This is a genomic window from Allosaccharopolyspora coralli (assembly GCF_009664835.1).
GTDB classification, from domain to species: domain Bacteria; phylum Actinomycetota; class Actinomycetes; order Mycobacteriales; family Pseudonocardiaceae; genus Allosaccharopolyspora; species Allosaccharopolyspora coralli.
On sequence record NZ_CP045929.1, the window covers coordinates 1,457,104 to 1,470,199 of the forward strand.

General features: G+C 64.1%; 14 protein-coding genes and 1 tRNA gene. 7 read left to right on the forward strand and 8 right to left on the reverse strand.

What is annotated here, in order from left to right:
• Nucleotides 1-329 precede the first annotated feature (329 nt).
• A complete protein-coding gene (locus GIY23_RS06965) occupies nt 330-1,331 on the reverse strand; it encodes an IS30 family transposase (protein WP_222850254.1) in 1,002 nt (333 codons plus the stop codon).
• Nucleotides 1,332-1,500: 169 nt separating this feature from the next.
• A protein-coding gene (locus tag GIY23_RS06970; RefSeq protein WP_154075908.1) for an IS3 family transposase occupies nt 1,501-2,636 on the reverse strand; the annotation gives its coding sequence in 2 pieces (ribosomal slippage) (nt 1,501-2,438 and nt 2,438-2,636; 1,137 coding nt in all).
• Between the two features lie 231 nt (nt 2,637-2,867).
• On the opposite strand from GIY23_RS06970, the gene brnA reads away from it, so the two are divergent.
• Nucleotides 2,868-3,104 (forward strand): type II toxin-antitoxin system BrnA family antitoxin, encoded by a 237-nt coding sequence (gene brnA, locus GIY23_RS06980; protein WP_154075909.1) that lies wholly within the window; start codon nt 2,868-2,870, stop codon nt 3,102-3,104.
• Nucleotides 3,105-3,202: 98 nt separating this feature from the next.
• On the opposite strand, the gene GIY23_RS06985 is transcribed toward brnA, so the two are convergent.
• The gene (locus GIY23_RS06985) at nt 3,203-3,586 is read right to left on the reverse strand and encodes a tyrosine-protein phosphatase (RefSeq protein WP_154075910.1); all 384 of its coding nucleotides are present in this window, start codon (nt 3,584-3,586) and stop codon (nt 3,203-3,205) included.
• Between the two features lie 85 nt (nt 3,587-3,671).
• Between GIY23_RS06985 and GIY23_RS06990 the strand changes: the two genes are divergently transcribed.
• Nucleotides 3,672-4,840, forward strand: a protein-coding gene (locus GIY23_RS06990) for an IS3 family transposase (RefSeq protein WP_154075584.1) whose coding sequence is annotated in 2 segments (ribosomal slippage) — nt 3,672-3,933 and nt 3,933-4,840 — 1,170 coding nt in all. Because the reading frame shifts where the segments join, the coding sequence is not laid out codon by codon here.
• 175 nt (nt 4,841-5,015) lie between these two features.
• A protein-coding gene (locus GIY23_RS06995; protein WP_154075908.1) for an IS3 family transposase occupies nt 5,016-6,151 on the forward strand; the annotation gives its coding sequence in 2 pieces (ribosomal slippage) (nt 5,016-5,214 and nt 5,214-6,151; 1,137 coding nt in all).
• Between the two features lie 9 nt (nt 6,152-6,160).
• Here the strand turns inward: GIY23_RS06995 and GIY23_RS07000 are convergent.
• Nucleotides 6,161-6,490, reverse strand: coding sequence for a tyrosine-protein phosphatase (locus GIY23_RS07000; protein ID WP_222850255.1), 330 nt, complete (start codon nt 6,488-6,490; stop codon nt 6,161-6,163).
• Between the two features lie 132 nt (nt 6,491-6,622).
• Complete coding sequence (locus GIY23_RS07005) at nt 6,623-7,285, reverse strand: GntR family transcriptional regulator (RefSeq protein WP_154075911.1); 663 nt, start codon at nt 7,283-7,285, stop codon at nt 6,623-6,625.
• A gap of 118 nt (nt 7,286-7,403) precedes the next feature.
• On the opposite strand from GIY23_RS07005, the gene GIY23_RS07010 reads away from it, so the two are divergent.
• From GIY23_RS07010 to GIY23_RS07025, 4 genes are all read left to right on the forward strand, one after another.
• Nucleotides 7,404-8,060: a flavin reductase family protein gene (locus GIY23_RS07010; RefSeq protein WP_154075912.1), complete on the forward strand. Its 657-nt coding sequence runs from the start codon at nt 7,404-7,406 to the stop codon at nt 8,058-8,060.
• Between the two features lie 14 nt (nt 8,061-8,074).
• Nucleotides 8,075-9,388, forward strand: coding sequence for an MFS transporter (locus GIY23_RS07015; RefSeq protein ID WP_222850256.1), 1,314 nt, complete (start codon nt 8,075-8,077; stop codon nt 9,386-9,388).
• Between the two features lie 946 nt (nt 9,389-10,334).
• Nucleotides 10,335-11,057, forward strand: a complete 723-nt coding sequence (locus tag GIY23_RS07020; protein WP_154075914.1) for a GAF and ANTAR domain-containing protein — start codon at nt 10,335-10,337, stop codon at nt 11,055-11,057.
• Nucleotides 11,058-11,215: 158 nt separating this feature from the next.
• Nucleotides 11,216-11,776 carry a site-specific integrase gene (locus GIY23_RS07025; RefSeq protein ID WP_228717695.1) on the forward strand — a complete coding sequence of 187 codons (561 nt, stop codon included), beginning with the start codon at nt 11,216-11,218 and terminating at the stop codon, nt 11,774-11,776.
• Between the two features lie 86 nt (nt 11,777-11,862).
• Here GIY23_RS07025 and GIY23_RS07030 read toward each other — a convergent pair.
• From GIY23_RS07030 to GIY23_RS07040, 3 genes are all read right to left on the reverse strand, one after another.
• Nucleotides 11,863-11,940, reverse strand: a tRNA-Met gene (locus tag GIY23_RS07030).
• A gap of 65 nt (nt 11,941-12,005) precedes the next feature.
• A complete protein-coding gene (locus tag GIY23_RS07035; RefSeq protein WP_154075915.1) occupies nt 12,006-12,410 on the reverse strand; it encodes a hypothetical protein in 405 nt (134 codons plus the stop codon).
• A gap of 66 nt (nt 12,411-12,476) precedes the next feature.
• Nucleotides 12,477-13,073, reverse strand: coding sequence for a TetR/AcrR family transcriptional regulator (locus tag GIY23_RS07040; RefSeq protein WP_222850257.1), 597 nt, complete (start codon nt 13,071-13,073; stop codon nt 12,477-12,479).
• Nucleotides 13,074-13,096 lie beyond the last annotated feature (23 nt).

Genomic DNA, 13,096 nt, shown 5'->3' on the forward strand with positions numbered 1-13,096 from the left:
GACAGCGGTGAACGATTCGTCGTCGACCACCGCTGTCGACGCTACGTAGGCATCGTCAGAACTGTCCCAGGTGTGGGAGTCTCGCGAACGCGAGCGTCATGCCCTGTGCTCGTTCTGCGCGGGAACGCTGGACTTCGGCGACAGGGGCTCGCCGGATCACCCGATCGGAGCAACCCATGATCTCCAGGTGAGTCAAGATTGATGAATCAATCAAATATGTCCGCGCACGGATCTGCGATCCTTTGTGGACGCGCGAGGCCTCGATCGCGGAGGCCGCTCTCCTGCGTGAACCTTGGTCGTTTTCACTGGGGGCGGTGTTACGGGCGGTGTCAGTCGGTGGAAGCAAGTGAGCTGGTGAGGAGCTCGGTGAAGACTTCTGCTGGGGTTCGGTAGTCGAGTATACGGCGGGGGCGGTTGTTGAGTTCTTCGGCCACGGTGTCCAGGTAGGACTGGTGGTCGGTGATGTCGGTTGCTTTGGGGAAGTACTCGCGCAGCAGCCGGTTGGTGTTCTCGTTCGTGCCGCGTTCCCACGGCGAGTGCGGGTGGGCGAAGTAGATGTCGACGTCGGCGGCCAGCGACAACGCCGCGTGGCGTGCCATCTCCGAACCCTGATCCCAGGTCAGGCTGGTGAGCAGATGCGACGGCATGTCGTTGATCTTCGACAGGAGTGCGTCGTGGGTCGTGGTGGCGTCATGCCTGCCGTCGGGCAGCGCCACACAGCAGGTGTAGCGCGACGTACGCTCGACCAGGGTGGCCATGGCGGTTTTGCCGCCCTTGCCCACCACGAGATCCCCTTCCCAGTGTCCGGGCACCCTGCGGTCGGCGACCTCGGCCGGGCGTTCCTCGATCGAGCGCATACCCACGATCCGCGCACCCGAGCTGCGGGCCCGGCCACGGGAGCGCCGCTGGCTACGCCCCGAGCGCAGCCAGATGCCTTGACGAGCCAGTTCGCCGGTGGGCAGCGCATAGATCCAGGTGTAGATCGCCTCGTGAGACACCTGCCAAGCCTGCTGGCCCGGCCGTTCGTGCCGCAACCGGCCCGCGACCTGGTCCGGCGAGCAGCCCTCCCGCAGCTTGGTCGTGACCACCTCACGCAGCACCGGATCTGTATCCAGCTTGCGGATCTTCGGCCGCGCTCGTGCCGACGTGGCCTGTCGTACGGCTACCTGGGCCCGGTAATGCGCCCGGCCGCCATGGCGACGGATCTCGCGGCTGACCACGCTGGGATTCCGCTCGATCCGCTCCGCGATCACCGCCTGGTCCACGCCCTCGGCGATACCGCGCGAGATCTCTTCCCGATCGCCGCCCGTCAACATCGTGCGCTGTCCCACCCGGACACTCCTCGTCGGCCTTCCACACTCCACCGACGACATACCTACACCTAGATCACGTGCTTACACCGGTTGAGATCAAGACGTGCTCGACCTGCAAGGTATGGCACTTCCCCAGGTGGTTCGTGAGGGGCCGGCCTGTTTTCGGACGGCTTGTTAGTGGGTTATTTTATGCCGCGTTCGCATGGTTGTAGTACTCGGCATGGGCTTCGTTCGGGGCCTTGTATCCGATAGCGGAATGGAGCCTGCGGTGATTGTATCGAAGCTCGATATAGGAAGCAATGTCAGCCTTGGCGTGGTCTTTGGTGAGGTAGGTAACTCGATGAACGCGTTCATTTTTCAGGGTGGCGAAGAAGGATTCGGCCATGGCGTTATCGAAGCATATCCCGGTGCGTCCGACGGATTGTCGGATGCCGAGCGAGTGTAGCGTCATCGCGAAGTCGGCGGACGTGTAGTTGCTGCCCCTGTCTGAATGGAAAATCGCGCGGGCGGGAAGGGTGTGGTTGCGGGCAGCCATGTGGATCGCCTTCTCGATAAGTGGTGTGCGGTAGTGGTCGTCGATGGCCCATCCGACGACGGCTTTCGAATAACAGTCGATGACCGTGGCCAGATACACCCATCCCTGTCCGGTCGGGATATAGGTGATGTCGCCAACCAATTTCTCGCCCGGCTCACGGGCGGTGAAGTCACGTTTGAGCAGGTCCGGCAGCACGTGCGTGCTCGCCTGGGTCAGGCTCGGGCGCCAGGGCCGAGGCTGGCAGGGGACGAGCTGCTGATCCCGCATGATGCTGCGCACGAGCTCCGGCGTGGCCGGCTCTCCGCAGCGGGCCAGCCACGCGTGGATGCGCCGGTGGCCGTAGGTGCCATCGGAGTCGTCGAAACACTTCTTGATCAACGTGCCCAGGTAGCGACGGCGCCGGTCGGTGTCCGACTCGGGTCGCGACAGCCAGTCGTAGAATCCAGATTTCGACACGTTGAGCCAGGCACACATGTTCTCCACGGTGTAGCTCTTCACGCCGTGTTCGTCCGTGGTGTCCTTCTCTGCAGCGATGAACGCGTACCGCTGGCTCACCGATACTCGCTGGCAAAGAAGGCGGCTGCTTTTCCCAGAAATTCCGTCTTCATGCGCAGCTGACGATTCTCTTCTTCCAGCTCACGCAGTCGCGCACGCTCGGACACGCTCAACGACGGCTCCGGAGCATCGTGCGCGGCCTCGTACGCGTTCACCCAGTTCCGCAGGGTCTGCTGATTCAACCCGAGCTCGCGAGCAACCTCGGCCACCGTACGACCGGTCTCGGTCACCATCTTCGCCGCTTCATCCCGAAACTCGGGAGAATACGACCGACGCTTCGTTCCAGACACAGACAACCTTCCCTCGAAGGAGCGATTTTAGTTGGCTGCCTGTCCGAAAACGCCACGGCCCTCTATCGTTCGAATTGCTCGGTACCGCGCGCTGGTCGGCGGTGGTGACTGACCGGGGCGAGTGCACGAGGATCATTTCGGTGCGCCGAGCCCGTGACGAGGAGGTGGCGATCTATGAAGGCTGAGGATTTCGACGAGCGCTTCGACCACGGCGAGGACGTGACGTCCGAGCTTGATCGGACGAAGGTCAGACGCCCCAACGCTGAGCAGCGGCGCGTCACTGTGAACTTCCCGGCGTGGATGATCGAGTCGCTGGACCGCGAGGCGAAGCGTCTCGGGGTGAGTCGGCAGTCGATCATCAAAGTCTGGATCGCCGACCGGCTTGAGCACCGCGACCACCACGCCGCCTGACGCGGCCATACTGGCACCAGCCCACTCGTGCTCACTCATGACTCTTGCGCGAGGCTACCCACACGAGTGACCGGCGCTCCGCAGGCTCGGCCCGTTGATCAGGTCGTCAAGCGGGTGCGCAGGGTGGTGAGTTCGGTGTCTGACAGACCGTTGTCGAGGAGGAAGTCGGGCATCGTCAACGACGTCATCGTCGCGGTCAGTGAGGCTTCGATGGTGGTGTTGTGGTTCGCGACGAGCTCTTTCACAGCAGCGAGTTGGTCGCGGATACCGAGTTCCTCGTATCGCTGCTTCATCCGGTCGTAGGTGAGCAGATAGTCGGCGATGATCTCTTCCGGCATCGCTCCGGCCAGCGTGAGCAAGACGACGGCGAGGATCCCTGTCCGATCTTTGCCACTGGCGCAGTGGAATACCACGCCTCCCGGCGCAGCCCGGGCGATCGCCCGAACGGCGGTGACCACCCGCTCTGGGTGCTCAGCCAGCATCGCCGAGTAGTACAGCGGCGAGGCCAGGTTGTCTGAGGTGTATCAAGGATCTTGGACAGGGCCTCTCGACTGAGAGGATGCGTCCGTGCCGGAGAAGCGTCGGAAGTTCAGCCCGCAGTTCAAGGCCGAGGCGGTGCAGCTGGTAGTGAGCACCGGTCGGCCGGTGGTTGAGGTGGCCCGGGAGTTGCAGATCAACGAGGGGACCTTGGGCAACTGGGTCAACACCTGGCGGCGGGAGAACCCGGAACCCGAGCCCGAGATGAGTCCCGTGGAGCGTGCGCGGTTGAGCGAGTTGGAAGCCGAAGTGCAGCGGCTGCGGATGGAAAACGAGTTCCTGAAAAAAGCAGCGGCCTTCTTCGCCCGGACGCAGGACTGAGTCAGCGCTGCGCGCTGATCGAGGCGGAGAAGGCCAACTACAGCATTTCCTGGATGTGTCGCATGCTTGGCGTGGCTCGGTCGTCGTTCTACGCCTGGCGCCACCGCGCCGAGACCCCGACGACCGCCCGGCGGCGGGAGCTTGCCGGACACGTGCGCCGCGTGTTCGACCAGTCCCGCCGGACGTACGGGTGCCGCCGGGTCGCCGCCCAGCTGGCCCGGGACGGCATCGAGGCCAGCGTGGGCCTGGTCGCGGACCTGATGCGCGAGCAGGGTTTGGCCGCGGTGCAACCCCGCGCGTACAAGACCACCACCGTGCCCGGTGAGCAGCCGGTGACCAGCCCGGATCTCCTCGGGCGGGACTTCACCGCCGGCACGCCCGGAACGCGGCTGGTCGGCGACATCACCTACCTGCCCACCAGCGAGGGGTGGCTGTATCTGGCCACGGTCATCGACCTGGCCACCCGCATGGTCGTCGGCTGGGCCATGGCCGCCCACATGCGCACCAGCCTGGTCATCGACGCGCTGGCCATGGCCCGCACCCACGGGCACCTCACCGCCGGGGCGGTGTTCCACTCCGACCGCGGAGCCCAGTACACCTCGAAGGAGTTTTCCCGCTACTGCAAGAAAATCCGCGTCACCACCAGCCTCGGTGGCACCGGAGTCTGCTGGGACAACGCCGCCGCCGAATCGTTCTTCGCGAGCCTGAAAAACGAGTGCTACCACCTGCACCGACACACCACCCGCGCCCGCGCACGATTCGCCGTAGCCGACTACATCGAAGTCTTCTACAACCGCCAACGACTACACAGCAGCCTCGGCTACCGCACCCCCACCGAGGCCCTACACGACCACCACCCGGCCGCAGCAGCGGCCTGACCACAACAAACCAGAGGAACTGTCCAAGATCATTGACACAGCCCAGTCGATTCTAGAGGGCCGTGGCGTTTTCGGACAGGCAGCCAACTAAAATCGCTCCTTCGAGGGAAGGTTGTCTGTGTCTGGAACGAAGCGTCGGTCGTATTCTCCCGAGTTTCGGGATGAAGCGGCGAAGATGGTGACCGAGACCGGTCGTACGGTGGCCGAGGTTGCTCGCGAGCTCGGGTTGAATCAGCAGACCCTGCGGAACTGGGTGAACGCGTACGAGGCCGCGCACGATGCTCCGGAGCCGTCGTTGAGCGTGTCCGAGCGTGCGCGACTGCGTGAGCTGGAAGAAGAGAATCGTCAGCTGCGCATGAAGACGGAATTTCTGGGAAAAGCAGCCGCCTTCTTTGCCAGCGAGTATCGGTGAGCCAGCGGTACGCGTTCATCGCTGCAGAGAAGGACACCACGGACGAACACGGCGTGAAGAGCTACACCGTGGAGAACATGTGTGCCTGGCTCAACGTGTCGAAATCTGGATTCTACGACTGGCTGTCGCGACCCGAGTCGGACACCGACCGGCGCCGTCGCTACCTGGGCACGTTGATCAAGAAGTGTTTCGACGACTCCGATGGCACCTACGGCCACCGGCGCATCCACGCGTGGCTGGCCCGCTGCGGAGAGCCGGCCACGCCGGAGCTCGTGCGCAGCATCATGCGGGATCAGCAGCTCGTCCCCTGCCAGCCTCGGCCCTGGCGCCCGAGCCTGACCCAGGCGAGCACGCACGTGCTGCCGGACCTGCTCAAACGTGACTTCACCGCCCGTGAGCCGGGCGAGAAATTGGTTGGCGACATCACCTATATCCCGACCGGACAGGGATGGGTGTATCTGGCCACGGTCATCGACTGTTATTCGAAAGCCGTCGTCGGATGGGCCATCGACGACCACTACCGCACACCACTTATCGAGAAGGCGATCCACATGGCTGCCCGCAACCACACCCTTCCCGCCCGCGCGATTTTCCATTCAGACAGGGGCAGCAACTACACGTCCGCCGACTTCGCGATGACGCTACACTCGCTCGGCATCCGACAATCCGTCGGACGCACCGGGATATGCTTCGATAACGCCATGGCCGAATCCTTCTTCGCCACCCTGAAAAATGAACGCGTTCATCGAGTTACCTACCTCACCAAAGACCACGCCAAGGCTGACATTGCTTCCTATATCGAGCTTCGATACAATCACCGCAGGCTCCATTCCGCTATCGGATACAAGGCCCCGAACGAAGCCCATGCCGAGTACTACAACCATGCGAACGCGGCATAAAATAACCCACTAACAAGCCGTCCGAAAACAGGCCGGCCCCTCAATTCTTTCCCAGCGCTCGTAGAACGGTGTGCCGATTGGCTCCAGCGGTACCTGCACGGTGGTGATCCCGGCCGGTCTCGGTGCACGGTCTTGCCCGCATTCGTCGGCATGGCGTAGATCGACGACAGTGCGGACCCCGTATGCCCACGCCGCCGCCCACCCCGATTCGCTCAAGTGGTTCGGTGCTTCCATGCGAACCACCGAACCCGGCTTGACCTGCCCCAATCCGCCGAGGTCACGAACATTGACACACCCGTCCCACACCAGCTCTCGGGCACCTGGAACGCCTACCGACACGAGGAGCCTCCACTTCTCGCTTGCTTCTCCTGGTCTTCGTCATTCCGGTACGAGCAGAGCAGACGATGCACTTCCTGACCGACATCACGGCGAGCCTGTGGCGGAGAACGCGCCGACTCGTGACCGCGTGGTCTAGTAGCTCACGGGGTCGGTCCGACCGACTCGCGAGTCCCGGGCGGCGACGTTCAGGGCGAAGTCCACGAGGTAGTCATTGAGGCGTAGGACTGCGCGCTGCGCTTCCTCTGCTTCGCGTTCCACCAGAGCCGTCAGCAGGTCGACGTGCAGCGGCTTTCCCGCCGCGACTTCTGCGGCAGGGTCGACGATATTGGCGAGCCAGAACCGTCGGGAAAGTCCCTGCAGCGGTGTCATCGCGTTCGCCAAGTACTCGTTGTGCGCCGCCGCCGACAACAACCCATGGGTTTCCCGTACGGCTGCGAGATACGGTTCGAGTTCCTCGAGGTCGCGCAGTTGCTCGGTGAGCGTCCCGATGACGGCCAGCTCCGCGTCGGCCGCACGCGCACAGGCCAGGGCCACGGCCAAGGGCTCGGTAGCACGGCGCACCTCCAGTCGGCGTAGCTGCTCATCGACGGAGTTCGAGGGGATCTCGATTCCGCGTCCAGGCCTGATGCGCACCAAGTGGTCCCGGTCGAGTCGTTGCACTGCCTCGCGCAGTGGAGTGCGACCGAGCTCGAGCGCCTCGACCAGTCCAGCCTCCGTCCAGAAATCGCCCGGTTTCAGGCCGCCGGTCTCGATCATCTCGACCAGCGTCGTGTACGCCTGGTCAGCCTTCGTCATCTCCCACTCCTTTGAGCCACAGGTTACCCATACCCCCTGCATACGTTTGATATACGCGACGTATATGTTCTACCGTAGCGTTGTCGCTGTGGCACTGATCACTCAGGGAGCTCGTCTCATGAAGTACAACCCCGCCGCGGAAGCCAGTCCGTTGCCTTACTCCCCGTTCAAGAGCTGCACTGTTCCGCGCCCCATCGGTTGGCTCTCGAGCGTCAGCCCCGACGGCGCGGAGAACCTAGCCCCCTTCAGCCAGTGGCAGAACCTCACCTTCGACCCGCCGATGGTGATGTTCTCCGCCAACCAGTACCCGGACGGTCGCCGCAAGGACACCGTCCTCAACGCGGAGACCACCGGTTGGTTCGTCTGGAACATGGCCACGTACGCACTCCGCGAGGCGGTCAACACCAGCGCCATGGCCCTAGAACCGCAGGAGAGCGAGTTCGACCGCGTGGGTCTCACTCGCGTGTACGCGGACAACCACCCGGCCCCGATGGTCAAGGAGAGCCCGGTGAAGTTCGAGTGCCAGTACCACTCGACCCACCGGATCTCGGGGGCCTCCGCGGTGGGCACCATCGACATCGTCTTCGCCAACGTGCAGACCATTCACATCGACGACGACGTCATCACCCCTGAAGGCCGTCTGGATATCGCGAAGATCGAGCCGATCGCGCGGCTCGGCTACTTCGACTACACGGTGGTCCGTGAGACGTTCGAGATGCGCGTTCCCGGCGCCGACCGCGAAGCGCAGTTGGGCCTGGAAGGACGCGCCGCATGAGCAGCGAGGCCCGCGTGAAGACCACCGTCGCCACCACAACCACCGGGGGCGGCAAAGGGCGCCGCCTCCGCGACCTCGTCGCCGTGAACTTCGGCAACACCCTCGAGTGGTACGACTGGACGATCTACTCGCTGTTCGCCCCATACTTCGCCGTTCAGTTCTTCAACCCCGACGATGCCGCGTCCGCATTGCTGGCGACGCTGGCCGTGTTCGCGGTCGGATTCATCACCCGGCCGCTCGGGGGCTTTCTCTTCGGCGCCTACGCCGATCGCGCCGGCCGCCGAAAGAGCCTCACCGTGGCGATGATGCTGACGGCCGCAGGCAGTCTGGTCATCGCCCTCGCGCCGACCTACCAATCCGTGGGCCTGTTCGCCAGCGTCATTCTCCTGAGCGCCCGGCTGCTGCAGGGCCTCGCCCACGGCGGGGAAATGGGTACGTCCGTGACCTACCTCGTCGAGCGGGCACCGACCGGTCGACGGGCCTTGTTCGGCGGCACCTCGTGGGTGAGCGTCGTTCTGGGCACGATCCTGGCGACCCTGACGAGCCTCTTGTTGACCTCGAGCCTCGGCGAGGGTGAGCTCCGCTCATGGGGATGGCGCCTTGCGTTCGGCATCGGAGGCGTCCTCGGGCTGTACGCCCTGTACCTTCGCCGGCGCCTTACCGAGACGGACGCGTTCGAGGAGACGCTGCAGGCCGACCGATCAGCTCCGACCGATATCCCTGGTGACGCAACCAATCGCCGCCTGCTGCATCATTGGCGTGGAATCCTGGTCGTCTTCGGTCTGTCCGTCGGCGGCTCGGTAATGTTCTACACCTGGCTCATTTTCATGCCGACTTACGCCCAACTGCACCATGGCCAGGCAGCGTCGAGCGCCCTCACCGCGAGCCTGATCGCGCAGGTGTTCTTCCTCGGGGCGGTCCTGGCCGCCGGGTGGCTCGGCGATCGGGTAGGACGCAAGCCGATGGTCATCGCGTTCGGTGTCACCTTCGTTGCCCTCACGGTCCCTGTGAACCTGATGATCGACGGCAGCTTCGGAACGCTACTCACTGCCATGCTGATCGCCCTTGCCGCACTCGCGCTTCTGTTCGGCGTCAACGGCGCCGTCTGGGCCGAGGTGTTCCCAACCAGGGTGCGAGCCTCCGGAGTGGCGGGCCCGCTATCCCTGGCCACGGCGATCTTCGGGGGCACCGCCCCCTATATCAACACCGCCCTGACTCAGGCAGGCCATCACGACTGGTTCCTCTACTACCTCATGGTGGCCGCGGCGATCACTCTCGTCACCGGCCTCCTGATGAACGAGACACGACACGCTCGACTGACGCGCTGAGTCGAGCTCAGCATGGGCGTTGGGCGACCGGTTCCGTGACCACCAGCCCGTCCGTTCGTACTTTGCCGCGGCCTCGACAACGCAGAGGCGCACGACAACGAGCAGCGAATCACACGACGCGATTGGCGCCGCAGACCTGGAGACCCTCGGCTGTGTCTTCCGGGTGCGTTCACGTGCCGCTGTGAACTGGAACTGTGTGGGGCAGGCGGGGCTCGAACCCGCGACCTTTCAGGTAAGGGCGCGGAACGTGGTTAGTTGTCGTTACCTGACACAACCTGGAGGTTTCGCACTCGCACATGTCCAAAGTGGATGTTTTTTTGCGTCTTTTGACGCCGTTGTGTGTGGATAAAGTGTGGAGATGATCTTGGTCGGGCTCGGCGGTCTTCTCTCGCCAGCGGAGGGGTGTGCCTCCATCCCGTCGACCTGGCGTAGCCCGATCACGCCGTGGGGAGGGTGCAACCGGCGAGTGTGGCTGTAGCCGATGGTGTCAGGCTTGCGCCCTCCCCATGGCGTGATAGCCCTCTGGGAGGTCGTCGGGATGGAGGCTGCCCCGGAACCACCCACCTGACCGCAGCGCCCCCGTAGTCGCCGCCATCCTGTTGGCCTGCCCGTCCGGCGAGGACCTCTTGTTGTCAGGTGCCGGTGGCTGGGTTTGCTGAGGTCATACGAGGGGTAGATCGAAGACGGCCGGGTTGCTACTGCAGCCCGGCAAGGGTAGTGCTCCGTTTAAGCAGCCAGGCGTTGCGCGTTGATCCCGGTGAGAGCGTCGGAGAGAGGGTCAACCAATCTCTCTGGCGCTCTTTACTTCCGTGTATGTGCCCCGATTCGCAGGAGAGCTCTTCGGCGCCCTTGTTGGTTCTTGGCCTCCGCTCGTGCAGGCGTGGCAGTCGAGCGGGGTTCGTGGATCACGTATCGTGACCCCAGCGCTGGTCAGGGAGAGGGTGCTATGTCCGCTGAGCTTGATCCGTATACCGAGGAGCTGGCCACTTCGCTGGCACATATGGCCCGGGATTTGCTCTCCGAGGACACAGTCGAGAAGACCCTCGATCGGATCGTCAGCGAGGCGGTAGCCAGGATCGACGGCTGCGACGAGGCCAGCATCATGATTTTGGACCGTGAACGGACGCTGCGCACTGTTGCCTCGACCAGTGAGGTGGGGCAGGAGTCGGACCGTATCCAGGCCAAACTAGGTGAGGGACCGTGTTTTGATGCGGCAGCTGACCCAACCGTGGAGGTCTTTCGGGTCGCGGATATGGGCGGGAGCGGAGAACGGTGGCCGCAGTACGCTCCGCAGGCTCGTGCGCTCGGGGTCGGCAGCATGATCGGTTTCCGGCTGTTCACTAACGAACAGGGCCTTGGTGCGTTGAACTTGTACTCGTCACAACCGGATGCGTTCGGTAAGCGTTCGGAGCAGGTGGGGTGGCTGTTCGCCTCCCACGCTGCGGTGGCCTTCGCCGCTGCTCGTAATGATGCCCAGTTGCATGAGGCGATTGCGACTCGTCAGGGAATCGGCCAAGCAATGGGCATCATCATGCACCGTTACAAGGTCTCCGAGGATGAGGCGTTCGCGGTGCTCAAGCGGGTTTCTCAGGCGCGCAACGTCAAGCTTCGCGACATCGCTCACGAGGTGGTCGAAACCGGCGAGGTTCCGGGAGCGGAGGGCCGGTGAGCGGTCCGTCATCTGGCGGCCCCTGCGTGGTTCCCGGCCGCCTGCTTTCCGCTCCGTGGCCGTGCGCGCCGGCGGGACCGGCCGCCAGGCCGCATGCCCGCCGGCGCTTGCCCGGCCACACGAAACAGCAGGCAGGCGGCCCGCTCGGCAAGTTGGACGTGGACGCGGAGGCGATCGGGTTCGATCTCCCTGACCTCGCCCGTTGGTTCGCGGGTACGGGTTTCCGCACTGGCGAAGCCTTGGCCGTTCACTGGCACCATCTGGACTTGGACGCGGGCATCGTTGTTTGGGCAGGGAACCTGATTCGCGCGCGCGGGACGGGCAACATGATCAATGACGGCAAGACGGACGTGTCTGAGCGATCACTGCCGCTGCCGCTATGGCTCGTCGCCATGCTTCGAGACCGTCGTCGCCGCCTCGCCGAAGTCTTCGACGTTGATGAACGCGAGCTTGACGGCCCGGTGTTCCTGAACTCGCTGGGTGGCCTGCCCGACAAGCACAACGTCGGCGCGCGGTGGCGGCGGTTCCGTGAACGCGCGGGCTATCCGTGGGTGACGTTCCGGACATTTCGACGTTCCATGGCGACCGTGCTGGATGGCGCGGGGTTGACGGCGAGAGAGATTGCCGATCAGCTCGGTCACTCCAAGGTGTCAACGACGCAGGACGTCTACATGGGGCGTCGCATCCCGAGTCGCGCTGCTGCGGGACGCGCTCAATGAGGTTGAGTGGTTCCGGTCCTAAAGTGTGGCAATTGTGTGGGGCTGGTCAAACTGCCAGCGCCAACTAAGCGTTTGACCTGGTGTGATGGTGGGGCAGGCGGGGCTCGAACCCGCGACCTTTCAGATTATGAGTCTGCTGCTCTGACCTGCTGAGCTACTGCCCCTCGAACGCGATCGTAGCGAGACGTGCCGGGCCGGCCGTGGCCAGGGCGCCGCCTGCCCGGGAGCGTCAGTAGCCGTCGCCTCCCCAGAACTTCTCTTCGAGGTGGTCGGCTGTGGCCGCGACGAACGTCAGCGGATCCTCGAACTCGTTGAGGTCGAGGTTCATCAGCGGCAGGGCGTCGCGGATGACGATGTGTTCGTTCATGACGACCGCCCCGCACACCACCGTGGTCTCGCCCATCTCCGTGAGGAACTGGTGCAGATCGACGTCGGCGGCCGGGCCGCACACCGACGCGATTTGCACCCAGTCTTCGTGGCCGTCGAGGACTTCGCGGCAGATGATGACGACCTGGCTGCGGTGTAGCTCGTCGTCCTCGCCGTACTCGATGAGGACTCGAATCTCGTCGGGATCGTCCTCGATCACGTTGTACTCGGAACGGATGTAGCTGACCAGGTCCGTCCACGCGGCCACGATGCCCCCACTGTCTCTCGAGATCGACTTCCCAGAGTAGTGCATCCACTCGGGACGTGCCGGGATTCAGCGTGCCCGAAGACCGTCGAACGCGATCTTCGTGACGGCGTCGGCGAGGTCGTCCGTGTTCAACCCCTGTCGTGGTCGATACCACTCGATGAGTGAGTTGACCATGCCGAACAGCAGCCTGCTCGTCAACGCCGGGTCGACGTCCGGGCGCAGGCTTCCTTCTCGTTCGGCCTCGGTGACCAGCTGCCCAACGAGATGGTCGAACTCGCGGCGCCGCGCCACGGCCCGGCGTTCCACCTTGGAGTTGCCGCGCACCCGCAGCAGCAGCGTGACGAACGCCTGCTCGTCCACGAGCACCTCGACACTGCGCCGCACCACGTGGTGCAACCGGTCGATCGCCGGACCCTCACGGGACTCGTGTTCCTCCATCACCGCGAACAGCGCATCCAGGGCCCGGTCCACGCTCAGGCGGAGCAACTCCTCCTTGCTCGGCACGTGGTAGTAGATCGCCGACTTCGTGATCCCGAGCCGTTTCGCGAGGTCCTCCATGCTCGTGCCGTCGTAGCCACGTTCATGGAAGACCTTCACCGCCGTCTGCAGCAGCGACTCCAGGTCATAGCCCGGCCTGCCACGCCCGTTGGGCCTGTCCGTCATGCCGACCATTGTCGCCATCGCCT

What these genes read in the sequence shown, in the direction of transcription:
- brnA (WP_154075909.1), top strand. Translation starts at nt 2,868, where the DNA reads ATGAAGGCTGAGGATTTCGACGAGCGCTTCGACCACGGCGAGGACGTG.
- GIY23_RS07005 (WP_154075911.1), bottom strand. Translation starts at nt 7,285, where the DNA reads ATGACGAAGGCTGACCAGGCGTACACGACGCTGGTCGAGATGATCGAG.
- GIY23_RS06985 (WP_154075910.1), bottom strand. Translation starts at nt 3,586, where the DNA reads ATGCTGGCTGAGCACCCAGAGCGGGTGGTCACCGCCGTTCGGGCGATC.
- GIY23_RS07020 (WP_154075914.1), top strand. Translation starts at nt 10,335, where the DNA reads ATGTCCGCTGAGCTTGATCCGTATACCGAGGAGCTGGCCACTTCGCTG.
- GIY23_RS07040 (WP_222850257.1), bottom strand. Translation starts at nt 13,073, where the DNA reads ATGACGGACAGGCCCAACGGGCGTGGCAGGCCGGGCTATGACCTGGAG.
- GIY23_RS07010 (WP_154075912.1), top strand. Translation starts at nt 7,404, where the DNA reads ATGAAGTACAACCCCGCCGCGGAAGCCAGTCCGTTGCCTTACTCCCCG.